This is a genomic window from Bacteroidia bacterium (genome assembly GCA_041391665.1).
Taxonomy (GTDB): domain Bacteria; phylum Bacteroidota; class Bacteroidia; order J057; family J057; genus JAGQVA01.
In genome coordinates this window covers 606,908-621,510 of record JAWKNO010000001.1, presented here as the reverse complement: position 1 = coordinate 621,510, position 14,603 = coordinate 606,908, and the positions used below count along the sequence as shown (strand labels likewise).

General features: G+C 42.0%; 15 protein-coding genes. 4 read left to right on the top strand and 11 right to left on the bottom strand.

From position 1 onward, the window contains the following. Positions 1-2: 2 nt before the first annotated feature. Positions 3-905 carry an ABC transporter ATP-binding protein gene (locus R3D00_02495; GenBank protein ID MEZ4772023.1) on the bottom strand — a complete coding sequence of 301 codons (903 nt, stop codon included), beginning with the start codon at positions 903-905 and terminating at the stop codon, positions 3-5. 160 nt (positions 906-1,065) lie between these two features. Between R3D00_02495 and R3D00_02490 the strand changes: the two genes are divergently transcribed. Both R3D00_02490 and R3D00_02485 read left to right on the top strand, forming a co-directional pair. Next, positions 1,066-2,445 carry an ATP-binding protein gene (locus tag R3D00_02490; GenBank protein MEZ4772022.1) on the top strand — a complete coding sequence of 460 codons (1,380 nt, stop codon included), beginning with the start codon at positions 1,066-1,068 and terminating at the stop codon, positions 2,443-2,445. 5 nt (positions 2,446-2,450) lie between these two features. After that, positions 2,451-3,116, top strand: a complete 666-nt coding sequence (locus R3D00_02485) for a hypothetical protein (protein MEZ4772021.1) — start codon at positions 2,451-2,453, stop codon at positions 3,114-3,116. Positions 3,117-3,132: 16 nt separating this feature from the next. Here R3D00_02485 and R3D00_02480 read toward each other — a convergent pair whose 3' ends face one another. The 10 genes from R3D00_02480 to R3D00_02435 all read right to left on the bottom strand — a co-directional run bounded on the left by R3D00_02480 (position 3,133) and on the right by R3D00_02435 (position 13,372). Next, positions 3,133-4,035: a clan AA aspartic protease gene (locus R3D00_02480; GenBank protein ID MEZ4772020.1), complete on the bottom strand. Its 903-nt coding sequence runs from the start codon at positions 4,033-4,035 to the stop codon at positions 3,133-3,135. Between the two features lie 13 nt (positions 4,036-4,048). Continuing rightward, positions 4,049-4,954, bottom strand: a complete 906-nt coding sequence (locus R3D00_02475; protein ID MEZ4772019.1) for an alpha/beta hydrolase — start codon at positions 4,952-4,954, stop codon at positions 4,049-4,051. After that, entirely contained in the window at positions 4,951-6,930 is a 1,980-nt protein-coding gene (locus R3D00_02470; GenBank protein MEZ4772018.1) for an alpha-L-arabinofuranosidase C-terminal domain-containing protein, read from the bottom strand. Before R3D00_02470 ends, R3D00_02475 begins: the two co-directional genes overlap by 4 nt. 6 nt (positions 6,931-6,936) lie before the next feature. Beyond that, a complete protein-coding gene (locus R3D00_02465) occupies positions 6,937-7,497 on the bottom strand; it encodes a hypothetical protein (GenBank protein ID MEZ4772017.1) in 561 nt (186 codons plus the stop codon). A 291-nt stretch (positions 7,498-7,788) separates the two neighbouring features. After that, positions 7,789-8,241: a GNAT family N-acetyltransferase gene (locus R3D00_02460; GenBank protein MEZ4772016.1), complete on the bottom strand. Its 453-nt coding sequence runs from the start codon at positions 8,239-8,241 to the stop codon at positions 7,789-7,791. Continuing rightward, positions 8,238-9,431 carry a glycosyl hydrolase family 8 gene (locus R3D00_02455; GenBank protein MEZ4772015.1) on the bottom strand — a complete coding sequence of 398 codons (1,194 nt, stop codon included), beginning with the start codon at positions 9,429-9,431 and terminating at the stop codon, positions 8,238-8,240. The genes R3D00_02460 and R3D00_02455 overlap by 4 nt, the downstream gene beginning before the upstream one ends. Positions 9,432-9,558: 127 nt before the next feature. Next, positions 9,559-10,746: a trans-2-enoyl-CoA reductase family protein gene (locus R3D00_02450; protein ID MEZ4772014.1), complete on the bottom strand. Its 1,188-nt coding sequence runs from the start codon at positions 10,744-10,746 to the stop codon at positions 9,559-9,561. A 201-nt stretch (positions 10,747-10,947) separates the two neighbouring features. Continuing rightward, a complete protein-coding gene (locus tag R3D00_02445; GenBank protein ID MEZ4772013.1) occupies positions 10,948-11,382 on the bottom strand; it encodes a VOC family protein in 435 nt (144 codons plus the stop codon). 74 nt (positions 11,383-11,456) lie between these two features. Then, positions 11,457-12,653 carry a redoxin domain-containing protein gene (locus R3D00_02440; GenBank protein MEZ4772012.1) on the bottom strand — a complete coding sequence of 399 codons (1,197 nt, stop codon included), beginning with the start codon at positions 12,651-12,653 and terminating at the stop codon, positions 11,457-11,459. Positions 12,654-12,754: 101 nt separating this feature from the next. Beyond that, a complete protein-coding gene (locus tag R3D00_02435) occupies positions 12,755-13,372 on the bottom strand; it encodes a hypothetical protein (GenBank protein MEZ4772011.1) in 618 nt (205 codons plus the stop codon). A 180-nt stretch (positions 13,373-13,552) separates the two neighbouring features. Between R3D00_02435 and R3D00_02430 the strand changes: the two genes are divergently transcribed. Together R3D00_02430 and R3D00_02425 are read left to right on the top strand one after the other, a co-directional pair. Then, positions 13,553-14,173 (top strand): hypothetical protein, encoded by a 621-nt coding sequence (locus tag R3D00_02430; GenBank protein ID MEZ4772010.1) that lies wholly within the window; start codon positions 13,553-13,555, stop codon positions 14,171-14,173. Positions 14,174-14,200: 27 nt separating this feature from the next. After that, entirely contained in the window at positions 14,201-14,542 is a 342-nt protein-coding gene (locus R3D00_02425; GenBank protein MEZ4772009.1) for a cytochrome c, read from the top strand. Positions 14,543-14,603: the final 61 nt, after the last annotated feature.

Below are 14,603 nucleotides of genomic sequence, written 5' to 3'. Positions count from 1 at the left end.
TTTTATTCTTGTTTCCCTAAGCTTGAGCCCCAGAGCGTAAAAAAATACACATCCTCCAACTGCGGCGAATCGCTGAAAAAATCATCTCCCGGTTTTTCTGGAGAGAACACCCTGACTGCAACAGAATTGTCAGGGTTGTAGCGGGATGACAGAACTTTATAATCATTTTCCAACTGAGGCAAGATTTGCCCATCAGTATTTTTCACCCAGATTTGCCCATACATTTCGGCGATAGCCTGTGATGGCGCGATTTGTTTTAAAATCCTGCCGCCAAACATAATCGCCATTTCATTGCAGAGATCTTTGACATCGTCCACGATATGCGTAGAGAAGATGATCGTATTTTTCAGGGCCACTTCGCGGAGCACATTGAGGAAGCGATTGCGCTCAGCGGGGTCGAGGCCTGCCGTAGGCTCATCCACAATCAGGAGCCGGGGTTTATTGAGCAGAACCTGTGCGATACCAAACCGTTGTTTCATTCCCCCGGAAAAATTTTCGACATACTCCTTCCTCACATCAGACAGATGAGTGATTTCCAGTACCTCTTGAATAAGTTTTTGACGGTCGGTTTTACCGGATACACCTTTGAGCAGTGCAAAATAGTTGAGAAGTGATTCGGCAGACATTTTGGGATAGACGCCAAACTCCTGCGGTAAATACCCAAGAATCCGGCGGAGTTGCATAACGTTGTTGAGCACGTCTATTTCTTCAAAAAATATCTGTCCAGAATCAGGGTTTTGGAGCGTGGCGATGGTACGCATCAGCGACGATTTTCCCGCACCGTTGGGGCCAAGAAGGCCAAACATGCCCGGGCCAATATTGACCGAGACATTATCCAGCGCCTTCACACCATTTTTATAGGTTTTGTTAAGACCTGAGATTTTCAGTGAAATTGTTGCAGGCATTCCATGAGATTTCCCACAAACAAGCCAACAGCCACTTTGCAACAAAAAGTAAGTGACGAACAGTGCGAAATTTGGGGTAAAGAGAAGCGGGAGGGGTTTTGTGGAGGATTGGGAAGATTTTCTTTATATTTGGTAAAACAATCAGATAGAGCAGTTTTTCATGAAGATCAACCGAATAGACATAAAGGATTTCCGGCAGTTTAAGGATTTATCCATTGATCTTACTTATCCTGAAGGACATATAAAAGCAGGGCAGCCTTTGGATAAGGTTTGTTTTATCGGACAAAGTGGGACAGGGAAAACTACGATATTGGATTTGATCAGGTTTTATACGCAGGCTTTCTCCAATAATAGCAATAGCATTATAGAGATCCCATTATCAATTTCAGGAAACATTAAGATTGATTATTTATACGAGGGTAAGATCTTTACTGCCCGCCAGGAAGAACTGAGTCCCCAAACGAGAACTACTATATTAGGATTATTAAGGCCAGTTACAAATAACCCAGATATCTCTCTTGCTCGCTCAATAGTGAAAACAATCCTTTACTATTTCCCAGCAGAAATACTCTGGTCTTTTGAAAAATTTGGGAAAATCAATCTCAAGCAGGCGGATAAAGGGGAATATTCACAGGAATATATTCGAGAAATAGTAGAAAAACTCCAAAAAACAGAAGTCATTGATTTTAGTTCTATCCCGCCAGTGGAAGTTTGGTACTATATTCTGAAAGATCTGCTTGATCATAGGGAACAGGAAACACAAAAGAGGCTGGCTATCAGTAATATTGCGGAAAACCTGAATGTTTCACCAGAAGCCATTCAGCAAAAAGTTGAAGAACTTAATGAATGGCGCAAAAAAAACCCAAGCCCAATTAACAGCCTTGCAGACGCACTGGACCCTATAATCAAAGACTTTAAGGTCAAAATTAAACGTGAGCTGGATTTTAAGTCAACAAAAGATTTGTTCACTATTCAGCTACAGACTTTTGAAGGAACGGATATAGACACAAATTTTTGGAGTACCGGTACCAAACAGGTGATACTGACTGCCATTCCACTTATCAAACTCCCAACCGAGGATCGAATAGTTTTGATCGATGAACCAGAGCGGTCGCTTTATCCGGACAAGCAGGCAGAAATTATTAATTTTTATACCCGAATTGCTCCTGAAGCACAGTTTTTTTTCGCCACACATTCCCCGATTGTAGCGTCTTCTTTTGAGCCATGGGAAATTGTAGAACTGAAGTTTAATGAAACCGGAAAAGTCTATAGGGAGGTATATTTTTCAGGAGAAAACCATATAGATAACTATACGATTGATCCCCGCTATTACAAATATGGTACAGTCCTTAAGAATATCTTCGACATGAAGATCGAAGGCGGGGATAGCGATTTCAGGAATAAAGCACAAATGCGGGCATCCTACCTGGCTGACCAAATCAAAGAATTAAATCGGGTAGGCAAAGTTTCTGAAGCACAGGCACTTTATCCTGAATATAAAGACCTTGCAGAAAAGCTCGACTGGGAACTAGCAGACTGACAGCCATGAGGAAAATCGATAAAACTCAAATCCTGGCGACACAATACAAAACATGGGTAGATCAGTTGGAAAGCACTGCCTCCCCCGATCATGGATCATATACCTCATCCAAACATCATTTTTATAGAGATATATTCATGAATCTCCTTGCCTGCCAGGGTGGAGTTTGTGCCTATACGGAACTATTCCTTTGCGATCCTGATCAATACGCTTCTGCTAAGTGGGAAAATGGCAAATATATAGGCGAATTCCCTTCAAAAGGGCAATTGGATCATTTTGATCCAGAGCTAAAGAGTACAAGATGCTGGCTCTGGGAAAATCTGTTTGTCTCCGACACAGATATAAATACCAAAAGAAAAAAAAATAAGCAAGTAGACCTTATTCTGAAACCCGATGATTATTCCTATGATCCATTTAAGCTACTGGAGTACGACTTAAAACTTCACATATTCAAGCCCAACAAAAATATTCATGACGCGGAGACATACATAAGGATTCAGGAAATGCTTGACACATTGGGTTTAAATTGGGATCCAATCCGGGATTACAGGAGAAAATACCTCAATGAAATCCTCAGCCTCGTCAATCTTGGATTTAATAAGATTGACGAGGCAAGCGTATATCAGTTTTTTACAGCTTTTGAGATGATTCGGCAACAATTGCAGAACTAAGCACCCATTCTTTCCCCTACACATCTCCATAAGGCAGCAATTCCAATGAATTAAGCCTGAGATAGATGTGGTTTTGCTGAAAATCGAAATAGGCGTTGTACCGTTTTAATAGTTCGTTGCCCAGAATATGCGTTTTAAAGCCGGCAGGGTTATCTGTGTTTAATAATTGCGTGGGAATGTTTTTGAGCGATGACTGGCGCAACATCAGCTTTTCGCAGTTTACAACTTTCGTTTCAAATACTTTCCCGGCGCCATTGCGAAGCCTGGTTATTTTTACCACAGGCAAATCTTTGGGAAAATTTTGCTCCGCCATCAAAACGCTGTCCAGCAACAATGCCTTCTGATAGCCTGTGTCAATAAGAAATCTGCTTTTGTAGTGTTTTTTGCCGGCAAACAGCCTGCCTTCTACACAAAAAAGTGTTTCCACATATTCGATCTTTAGTCTGGTGTAATCTTTGGCATTTTTAGGCAGCTGGGAATGTACAACCATGATGTTTTTGTCGTAGTTTATTTCCAAAATCCGGCCTTCAAACAAGTCCCAGCCAAACCGTCCGTCTGTACCATGTCCTGATAGAGTTACCGGATAAACATCCAGATGGTCCCATCTCAGCTTCCCGATTTGCAAGCGGCTTTGGGCTTCTAGTTTTTGATAATCCTGTGTAGGTTTTTTTTCGTTTTGGCTTTCCAGCAGTTTTGTTTTTGTTGCAATCGCCTCATGGGTAAGGAGCAAACCTGTAGCGCCGGAATCAAATTTTAACTCCAGCGAATCGGTATCATTCAGCAGAACCCTAACCTTGATATTATTATACTCCGTGAGGACAAATGGAATGGTGTCATTTGCCAGCGGCAGTGTTTTTTGGGCTGGCAAATATTTCCAGAAAATCAGGAATAAGCAGACTATAAGCAGATGGTATTTCATGGTTTTCAGGTGTCTAACTCTGAGTATGGGAAGTGATAAACTCAATGATCATATCGCGGTAAATGCTGTTTTCCTTGCGGGAAATATTGCGCCATAATTCTCCATGCGTGAGGTTGTGAATGTACAATACCTGAAAATCTCCGAAAGAGGTTTCCATTAATTTTTCTTCGAATATTTTGGTATAGTTAATTAAATACCTGTCCACCATTACTAGCATGGGAATAGACAGTGAGTCGAGATAAGTGATCGGAGAAGCGTCGATAAAGTCGCTATTATTTTCGCCAAACACCGCTTTTACGTGCAAATCTGCCATTTCCGGGCGATCGCTGTTTTTCATCACCTCATAATAGTTGACAATATCATAGGTTCCCGAAATCGGAATGATACCTTTGATAAGGTCCGTTGACAAACCCACTTTTTCCAAATACCGGTTATCAAAGCTCAATAAAGCAGCCAACTGTGCGCCCGAAGAAAAACCACCAATAAATATTTTTGTGCGGTCATACTGGTATTTGGGCGCGTTGTCATAGAGCCATTTTACTGCAGCCGCAATGTCTTCAATATGTTTGGGATGCTGAATGCCTGTAGTCAAGCTTGAATCGCGCCAAATCGCCGGACTCAACCGATGCCCTACCGCGGCAACACCGATTCCGGCGGCGGCAAATTTTCTTGCAAGATCCATTTCCACATTGCGATCGACATACGACCACGCCCCGCCTCCAATCCAGATCAGAAGCGGAAAATTTTCCACTCCCTCCGGTATCACCAGATTAAGGCGCTGAAGGCTGTCATTTTCAGCCTCGGCTTCATTCACATACAACAAATCCGGAATCTCTATGATTGCGGATTTGGGCGCAGACTGGCTAAAGCAATTCAGCACAGCTACAAATAGAATTCCTGTAAGACTTAGTTGTTTCATTTTATTTTAATCTTCGCTACGCTAAAAGACTGCCCTTTTACCTCAATGACCAAACTCTTTTTGCCGGGCTCGAATTCGCTCTCTGCCGGGGCGATTTTTTGGGGCTCTTCAATTGAGTTTATCACAGCCAGATCATCTGCCGCCATCTCGGTGATTGTTCCTTTAGCCGCTAGTTTAAATTTACCCGCCAGGTCTATATTTATCTTCCTGCTATTTTGTGCAGTGTTGACAATTTTTACAATCAATTCGTGGGTGGCTGTATCCACAACTGCGCTGGCAAAAAGATTGTCCTGACCCGATACGCTATGGTTATCATGGGTGACTGGCACGACATAACTTCCCCTGTTGGTAGAAAACATTTTCTGGACGTAATAATTGGGTGTGCCAAAGGCAGAGAGATTATCAAACCAGATCAAATCAGGTTTCCACTGCCAGGCGTCCACATGAGCCAGCAAAGGCGCGTAAGAAGCCATGTGGACTACGTCTGCATTTCGCTCTAACCCCGTCATAAATGCAGCTTCTGACAATGCACAATTCCAGTTGTTCTGATTATCAGGACTTACGGTAAATACGCTTTGCGCTGCATATTCACCGGCAAATACCTTCGGCCCGTTTCGGTCATATTTATCATAACGATTGGCATTTTCCCTGAACCATTCCGGCTGACGGTAATAGTGTTCGTCGATGATTTCGGCATTCATTTTCTTTAGTTCGCCCCAGAGGTAATCAAATTCTTTTCCTTCGGGAGATGGTCCGGAAGTACTGACAATGGTAACATCCGGATACCGGGCCTTAATTACCTCCGCAAAAGCTTTTGCCCTTTCGATATATTGCGGGCCCCAGTTTTCATTTCCGACACCGATAAACCGGAGGTTGAAGGGTGCAGGATGTCCCATTTCAGCTCTGACAGATCCCCATTGTGTATTTGCAGGGGCATTGGCAAATTCTATAAGATCTACAGCATCCTGTATATATGGTTCCAGATCTGCTCCCATCTGTACGATTTCGCCTGAATTAAACTGACAGGCCAGACCACAGCTGAGAATCGGAAGTGGCGCCGCGCCAATATCCTCCGCCAATTGAAAATACTCAAAAAATCCGATCCCAAAAGACTGGTAATAATCTGGCGTGGGGCGATGCCCAAACTCCGTATTCCAACGGTTGACCCGCACTTCCCGGCCTGCCATATCGCCAATCGTTTTTTTCCACTGGTAGCGGTTTTCAAGGTCAAACCCCTCCACAATGCATCCGCCCGGAAACCGAAGGAAACCCGGCTGCATATCTGCCAGAAGCTGGACAATATCTTTTCGCATACCTCTTTTCCTGTCTTTCCAGGTAGAATAGGGAAACAGCGAGACCATATCTACATCTATCGTTCCCTCGCCTTCAATCAGCAATCTGAAACGTGCGTTTTTGTCGGTTTCCGAACAAGGAATACTCAGCTCATACCCGGTCCACTCGCTGGTTAATTGTTTTTGAACAGCGGTTCCCAGGAGCGCCTTTTCCGAACCGATAAGCTGAGCGACCAATTGCGCGTTGCCGCTAACCTTTCTTGCCTGGAAGGTCAGCCGGTAAGTTTCGCCTTTCTGTAGACCGATGCCACGGAATCCGCTGTTTTGTAAACCCAGTGTGCCTATAGCATTGAGTCTTTTCAACTGAATGTATTTTTTATTGGGACCGGCAACCGTATAACTCATCGCATAGGTATAACCATTTGCCTGATTTTCCTCCACCCTGTTCCACCCCATCATAGGATTGTCAAATTCGAAGGAGTAGTTTTTTAGCTTTTCAGCATACAGTCCCCCATCTGCGGCAAAGTTGATGTCCTCAAAAAATAGTCCCCACATCGTAGGCTGCACATCGGCACCTTTGACCGAAAGGTCGATCTTCAGTGGTGTTTGAGAAACTTGAGCCTTCACGGACAGGGAAATAATGCTCATGCTGACAAACAGGAGGCTGGTAATAATTCTTTTCATCAATTTTCAACTTTTGTGCATTATACTTTTTTTCCCTGGAAAAATGGTATGATAATATGAAAGGGTCAGTGAATGGCGGGACACATTTTCTATCCCTTCTTTTGCAAAAAGATTATACCCGTAAAACAAATTCAACTTTGCCATTCCAAAACCCACTTCAGGTCTTAAGGCCAGATTCCCACTTTTGCCATTGGTATAGTACAAGGTTTTAATTCCTCCATAAAACCCGAAAAGCAAAAATACATTTCCGCTAAACCAAGCTGATGCGTAGGGAATAGCCAGTTTGTCAAGGGGAGAATAGCTAAATCCGCCGGTAACACCGTATCCGGTTGAGATGCCTTCGCCATACGTAAAATTTGCTCTCGAAACTCCCACTCCAACGGTAAAATTTGACAAAAAATTCACCTCAGGAACGATACCTACTGATTTTTCAGTCTGGTAAAAAGAAGTACCTGAAAGCCTGTGAAGCCCTTTCTCTGCCACAATTCCCATAACCGGGATGCTATCAGACTGAGCGAAACCCAGCACACAGAAAAACAAAATGATCGACAGGGAAAGTGGTCTCATGGGAATGGGCAGTTTTTGCTATAGCTAAAATTACGCTTATCGGACATTTTTTCAAAAATATCCTCCATTTCAAAACTGCTATTTAGAAACAGCAGTTTTAGCCAAAAATTGCTGTTTGGAAACAGCAAAATGGCTTACATAGAGACTCTGGCTGTTGGGGCTTTTGTATTGACGGAATTCGCCGCAAAAACAGGCATAGACATTGCCGGGATTAACAAAACAGGTAACCCGAAAATTCGTGTTCATTCGTTCCATTCGTGGTTTAAATCAAAGTGGCCAGAAAAAGCCCATTTAACTTCCCACAGAATAAGAAAATTGTACAGCCTGGTCTTCTCGTGTCGGTTGGGTGGAGCGGTAAAAATCAATCGCATGATCATCTTCTTTGTCTGCCTGCACAAATACTTCTTCAAATCCCTTCTCGCGGCAATAGCTATTGAAAAAATCCATTAATTGCCGGCCAACTCCCTGTCGCTGGTATTCTGCCAATACCGCCAAATCATAGATATAGGCTAACGGCTTGGTTGAGTAGTACTGGTCCAGTACATAAGCGGTAAGACCCGCGATTACTTTCCCGTTTAGCCTGGCTGTTACAGCGATAAAACTTCTATTACTCAGGAGTCCTGACAGATATTTTTTGTCCGGATAAACAAAGGGATCCATTTCAAAAACGACTTCAAAAACTGAAATCAGCGAGGTGAGTTCCGGGGTATCTTTTTCCGTTAAAATTTGAATTTCAATATTCATTTTGAGGGAGTAATGATCCGGTAGTTTCCGCTTAAATGCATCAAACTAAACAGGTACAGTAAACCGTCATAATATGGGTCAAAATACCCATCCGCATAGGGTTCCAGTTTTTCATTCCAGACTTCATCGACAAATTTCCAGCTTTTGGACTGGGTTCCGATAATGGATGTAGTGGCTACTGTTGATACCAAACCCAGTGAATGTCGCAATTTTTTATACCCCCCGGCTTGCAAAATGCTGTCCGGAAGGGTTCCGTCCATATTAAACTGGTCTTCGTAGGTGTCAATGCCTCTGCAAAAGAGAAAGTTTTGAATCCGTTTGCCATAATCCTTTTGCCATTCTTTGTCTTTGGCAAACCAGGCATAGTCCATCGCAATATTCATCGGCACCCGCCATGAGTCATAACGGAAAGCTGTGGGTATGAATCTGCGGGCTTTGGGGGCTCCGCTAAATTCGGTATAATCTGCATTGAGACCCGTTACGGGATTACAGGCTCTGTGAAGAAAGGCGCGCGCAGTATCGGCACAATCTCTGTAAAACTGCTCTTTACCGTCGTTGGCATACTCAGCCCATATTTCAAAAAATGCGGGTACATGGTATGAAGGGTCCGTCCAGTTGTAGCCGTAATTATCGGGCACAAAGGTGATCTGTTTGTGTTCGACGTTGATGACATTCTGAACGCCCTCCGTCCCGTTTTTACTCCACATCGCATCCAGAATCCTTCTGGCTTCTGCATAATAATCAATCCCCGTATTGTTCCCCCAGCGGTTTGAAGCAAATAACAGGGCGGTTACAAAATACAACTCTCCGTCAGAGGCAGATCCTTCTGAATTATGTTTGCCCGTTTTCGGTTCCAAACTCCATGCAAAATAAGCCTCCCGGGCACCATCCTGATGTTGCATGTATTTTTTAGTCCAGCGCCACAAACGGTCGAATACTTCTTTTTTATTCAGTTGCACGGCTACCATCAAACCGTAGGAAAGACCCTCAGTCCGGGCATCGTGATTTTTCAAATCAGAGATATAGGCCATCGAATCGCCCACCTCAAAGTACACCCTTTCGGGCCCTTCAAAAACATCGTAATAGGCTTTATTCAATTTTGCATCAATCTCAGCCTGAGCATATCCTGCTTCCAAAAACACATTCCGATACCGGCCTGTTTCCCATGCGCCTTTCTTCCATGGTTTCATCTTTCCCCTGGCATCTTTTACATCCTTTACACAGTCTGCTGAGACTACCCCTGTTTGGCCAGAACAAAAACTACTTATGGAAAGGGTAAGGACGACCAGCCAAATAATTTTTTTCATTTGCGGAAAATTAAATCAGCCCCGGAATACTTACGATTTCGTCCACCTCCTTTTCATATTCAACACCTTCTAAATGGAAGCCGAAAAGGTTAAAAAACTCCGTTCTGTAGCCATTTAAATCGCCAATTTCGGAAAGCGTTTCTGTAGTTGCCTGTTCCCATAGTTCTGCTACTTTTTCCTGAACGTCAGCCCGCATTTCCCAATCGTCAATTCTTATTCGTCCCTGTTCGTCTGTAGGTACATGGTCAAGAAATAGCCGGTCCTTGAAAAGCCTGTAAATTTGCTCAATACAACCTTCCTGAAGCCCTTTCGCCTTCATGACTTTATAGAGGAGAGAAATGTATAAAGGAATAACCGGAATCGCCGAACTTGACTGTGTTACCAGCGCTTTATTTACTGAAACATAGGCTTTTCCATTCATGTCCTTAAGAGAATCAGTAATCGCGAAAGCCGTTTTTTCCAAATGGTCTTTGGCTTGCCCGATCGTTCCTTTTCTATAGACGGCTTCTGTAAGTTGGGGTCCAATGTAAGAATAGGCAATAGTGCTAAAACCAGGGGAAAGTAAATCCTCATTTTTTAAAGCGTCGATCCACATTTCCCAATCTTCTCCTCCCATTACCGCCACCGTGTTTTCGATGTCTTCGGGTGTACATGGTTCGATCGTTATCGCCTTCACCTCTCCTGTGTGGAAATCAACCGTTTTGTTAGTGAACGCGTTGCCGATGGGTTTGAGCGTAGATTTATAGCGCGCACCACTTTTGGGATGAGTTCGAACCGGGGAAGCGAGGCTGTAAATCAGCATATCGACTTTTCCCCAATCTTCTTTAATCAGGTTTACTGTCTGAGCCTTAATTTCATCCGAAAATGCGTCGCCATTGATACTTTTGGCATAAAGACCGGCTTTGTGTGCTTCATTTTCAAAAGCAGCCGTATTGTACCAGCCTGCAGAGGCGGTTTTTCCTTCTGAGGGTGGTTTTTCAAAAAATACACCTATGGTAGAAGCATGAGAACCAAAAGCACTTGTGATTCGTGAGGCTAATCCAAATCCGGTTGAAGCCCCTATTACCAACACTTTTTTGGCGCCTTCAACCTGGCCTTTTGATTTAATATAATCGATTTGATTTAAAACGTTTTTTGCACATCCGGTCGGATGAGCTGTTATGCAAATAAATCCGCGAGTTTTTGGTTCAACAATCATTCTTTTATCTTTTTCGATGAATAAAACACTTGAGTAGCCGCGAGGCGCAGTGAGATCAATGTTTCAGTATGCGCGTTGAAATGTACAAAACGATCCCGGAAATTTGTTCTATGAGGACAGTTTTTTTAAATCGCCGTTAATGAAAAGCTGACCGGAGGCTCAAAACCGAGGTGGCAATGGCAGACAAAGTCGCTTAGATTATCAGTCAACAGGCTCCCATAGTTCAATCTTGTTGCCCTCTGCGTCCATGATATGTACAAACTTACCATAGTCGTAAGTCGCAATGCTGTCAAGTATGGTTACTCCGTTTTCTTTGAGTTTGTTTACAAGTCCCTCAATATTCTGAACCCGGTAATTAATCATAAAGTCTTTTTTGGATGGGGCGAAATACTCATCTCCCTTTTTAAAAGGACTCCATTGGAGCGAGTTTATCTCGTCAGGGTTGTTGATGTCTCTGGATTCAAAACCCGATGCACCCCATGCATTAAATTCAAGCCCTAAGTTTTTGGCATACCAATCTTTTGTTTCCTGCGGATTGTCTGAAAAAAAGAAAATGCCGCCAATTCCCGTCACTTTTGGGGTTGTTTTATCCAGAGGGGAAGTTGACTTACCTGTCTGATCTTTTTGGTCTTCCATATCATTTGTTTTTTTAGTTGCCAAATCGCAGATAATGATGTCTCTGTAATATCTCAAATTACCGCCAATATTTCTTATTTATCTTTGATTACAAGCACTTGTATTTTTCTATCTGCATCGATCATTTCCATGCCGAATTTTTTAAGCTCTTCATGAATTTGCCCGGGGTTTTCATTATACCAGGGAATTTCTAAATCATACAACCCCTGTAAGTTTGTTTCATCAACCACAGGTTTATGCATACTGCCTTCCAGAAAATTTGCAAGTTTTTCAATGGATGACCCTTTCATAGAAAATCCTCTGCTACCGGGAATTGCGGAAGCCTCTGTTTCTTTTTTAGATTCAGTGATTTTGGTTTCAGTCCCTTTAATTCTTTGAAGAACTTTAACAGGTCTCACTCTTTCTTCTATAACAGGTTGGTAGTCAAAATAAATATCCAATTGTTGTTTCATTATCTCAAACCGCTGATTGCCAAGCTCTTCAGGAACGATTATCTCAAAGCAAACAGCATTTTTCCTGCTCCATTCAAAGTTTGAAAGATCTGATACTTCCACAATTGTTCGTGTTCTTGCCGGAAATTGGCAGGCTATTTCAAATAATGATCTCGCAGAAAGATTGGTTGCTAAAATACGTCTGCCTTTATATGGCCCATCTCCTCCTGTAGAATTGGAATAAGAAGGAAAACCATCTTTATATGGGGTAATCGTTATTTGGTATGTAAAATTTTCATTTTCAGATATTGGCAATGATGGGTCAAAGTTTATGACATCCTTTTTCTCTTCAATATGTACCTCCTGACCTGAAAGGATTTTACTGATCAATTCTTCGCTTAATTCGGATGGGGTTGCAATTACCGTTACGATTCCCGATTTATCGATCACAACTGCGTGTGGAATTGTCCCGTGCGGAAAAATATCAGCAAGCGCCCTTGTTTCGTCTATTGCGATAGGCAGCATCATTTTTCGCTTTTCCAAAAAGATTTTTATTCTCTCTTCCGGATCATCTGTAATCGTCATGACCTGTACGTCATCCCGAAATTTAGCTTGAAGTTGTTCCAGTTGTGGAAATGACTTTAAACAAGGGCTACACCAGGTCGCCCAAAAATCAAGGATGACAACTTTACCTTGAAAGTCGGCAAGATTCGCTTGAGTCTTTTCAAAATTCAGGATTTTGTCAAAGGCAAGTTCTGGTGATTTTTTGCCCAGCATGGACTCTTGCGCATCTGCGTTAAATGAAAAAAATAAAAATAAGACGACTGTTAACTGTTTCATTTTGATATTTTTCTATTGTTTGCAAGGCCATCAAACTAAGAAAAAAATCATAGTCTGAAAGAGACTAATTTTTACCCAGAAGGTATCGCTGGTAATCGTTTTTATTTTTTGTATAATCTTATTCGCCAAAGCAATTCAATACTTATTAAATGCTCATATTCAGACCCTAAAGATTTGCTTTGCCGAAAGTAAGTGGGTCTGTAAATTGCCCCAAGATTAAAGGATTTTCCAATTCGATAGTAGCAATTCAGCGTCAACCCAATCGCTTGATTGGTAATTTGATTTCTTGTGCTTAAAACAGAATCTCCCAAAGACCTAAATCCTTGCGCCCATGTATTTATCGAATAATTCACTCCATAACCATAGGTAATCCTGTTTTTTTGATGATTATTTGTGATACTGAAATAACTTGAATATTGAGTTATATAATCGCCCTCTTTGTCAAAAGGAAAAGGTAGCGGATTGTCAGCTAGTCCAACAAACGAAAAACTGAATGCTAAAAATTTTTTATCGGAATAGCTATATTCAAGCCCTGCGCTTTCCCCGATAAAACCAACTTTATTAACCATAGTCGTATCATTTGGCTTCAAAAGCAAATGGTTTAAATATGGCAATCCTAATGTTAATCTAAATTCGCCCTTCTTAAAACTTCCCAACTTCTTCTGTGCAGTCAGATTTAGCGAACCAAAGATTAAAGTTAAGAGAATGATATTTTTCATTTTTGGGGCTTAATAGCTAAGTCTTGGGAAGAAGGGAAGCCGAATAAGACGCAAGAGTAGATATCCCATTTTTTTCTTCGGTCGAATAAGATACCGCTTTTTTCCCTAACTTTATCGCTGATCAACCGCTAACTGGAAATTCAGGCAGCGCTGATATGAGCAAACAGTAAAATTAGTGATATGAAAATGAAATATATTTTGGTGCTACTTACCGCAATTCTTTTCTCCATTCAGGGTTTATTAGCTGATTCACCGCTTACATCAACCGGAATAAGTGCGGCTTATAAAGAGGTCAAAATCGTTCAGGCGGCAGCTAAAGCAAACGGTGAGCTAACGACGGAACTGATGGCTTATCTGGCAAATAAGAAAAACCCGCTGGATGTTAAGATCGCCCTGATCAATGAATTGAGTTGGAACATTGACGGGAAAGACAACTCAACCGCCTTTTTAGCATACCTGCAAAAGAAAAAGAAATACAAAAATATAGATGACTTCCTCAACAAAGCCAGTGGCGATATGATTATTTGTATGGCTTACTTAAAAGCGTTGGACAATTATTTTGAGGTTGATGATGCCATCCGGTATGCCCAAAAAGCAAAGTCAAAGAATGGGGGAAGTTATACTGTTAATATCATATGCGCCCTCATAGAAGCCCAAAAGGCAATGGATTCAGACTGGTGCAAGGTGTATAATCTGGCAAATAATGTTCGCATAAATGAGTCCTTAAAGCGGGATATGAAGCAGGAGGCGATTGATATTATTTTTGAATATATGGATCTGTACAATGATAATTGTAAGTAACTGCCGGGTAAGAAAAATTTCAGAACTATGAAAAAACTCATATTTGCTTCCGTTTTTTTTATTCTTACAGGATGTTTTTCCGCAAAACTCATAACACCTACTCAGGGGGATGTTGAGCGGGTTCAGACCAAATTTCCCAATTATTCACTGGCTGACTTAACTCAGGGCAAAACCCTGTATGAACAACATTGCGGCAACTGTCATGGGTTAAAAAAACCTTCTTCCCGCACAGAAGAGAAGTGGGGGGAAATCGTACCCAAAATGGCAATAAAAGCCAATAAGAAATATCCCAATTCCCTGGATACTGATTCTCAGGAGAAAATTTTGAAATATCTTGTTACGATGCGCTCTGCTACAATCGATAATTGATTCCTCCATTATTCTTGTGAATGTCTGCCAGGCAGATGGTTATCATATTGTTCGCCCCTTT

Excerpts from the sequence above, each read along its gene's own strand:
- R3D00_02485 (MEZ4772021.1), top strand. The coding sequence starts at position 2,451 with ATGAGGAAAATCGATAAAACTCAAATCCTGGCGACACAATACAAAACA.
- R3D00_02455 (MEZ4772015.1), bottom strand. The coding sequence starts at position 9,431 with ATGAAACCATGGAAGAAAGGCGCATGGGAAACAGGCCGGTATCGGAAT.
- R3D00_02490 (MEZ4772022.1), top strand. The coding sequence starts at position 1,066 with ATGAAGATCAACCGAATAGACATAAAGGATTTCCGGCAGTTTAAGGAT.
- R3D00_02495 (MEZ4772023.1), bottom strand. The coding sequence starts at position 905 with ATGCCTGCAACAATTTCACTGAAAATCTCAGGTCTTAACAAAACCTAT.
- R3D00_02445 (MEZ4772013.1), bottom strand. The coding sequence starts at position 11,382 with ATGGAAGACCAAAAAGATCAGACAGGTAAGTCAACTTCCCCTCTGGAT.
- R3D00_02450 (MEZ4772014.1), bottom strand. The coding sequence starts at position 10,746 with ATGATTGTTGAACCAAAAACTCGCGGATTTATTTGCATAACAGCTCAT.
- R3D00_02425 (MEZ4772009.1), top strand. The coding sequence starts at position 14,201 with ATGAAAAAACTCATATTTGCTTCCGTTTTTTTTATTCTTACAGGATGT.
- R3D00_02440 (MEZ4772012.1), bottom strand. The coding sequence starts at position 12,653 with ATGAAACAGTTAACAGTCGTCTTATTTTTATTTTTTTCATTTAACGCA.
- R3D00_02475 (MEZ4772019.1), bottom strand. The coding sequence starts at position 4,954 with ATGAAACAACTAAGTCTTACAGGAATTCTATTTGTAGCTGTGCTGAAT.
- R3D00_02465 (MEZ4772017.1), bottom strand. The coding sequence starts at position 7,497 with ATGAGACCACTTTCCCTGTCGATCATTTTGTTTTTCTGTGTGCTGGGT.
- R3D00_02470 (MEZ4772018.1), bottom strand. The coding sequence starts at position 6,930 with ATGAAAAGAATTATTACCAGCCTCCTGTTTGTCAGCATGAGCATTATT.
- R3D00_02460 (MEZ4772016.1), bottom strand. The coding sequence starts at position 8,241 with ATGAATATTGAAATTCAAATTTTAACGGAAAAAGATACCCCGGAACTC.
- R3D00_02480 (MEZ4772020.1), bottom strand. The coding sequence starts at position 4,035 with ATGAAATACCATCTGCTTATAGTCTGCTTATTCCTGATTTTCTGGAAA.
- R3D00_02430 (MEZ4772010.1), top strand. The coding sequence starts at position 13,553 with ATGAAAATGAAATATATTTTGGTGCTACTTACCGCAATTCTTTTCTCC.
- R3D00_02435 (MEZ4772011.1), bottom strand. The coding sequence starts at position 13,372 with ATGAAAAATATCATTCTCTTAACTTTAATCTTTGGTTCGCTAAATCTG.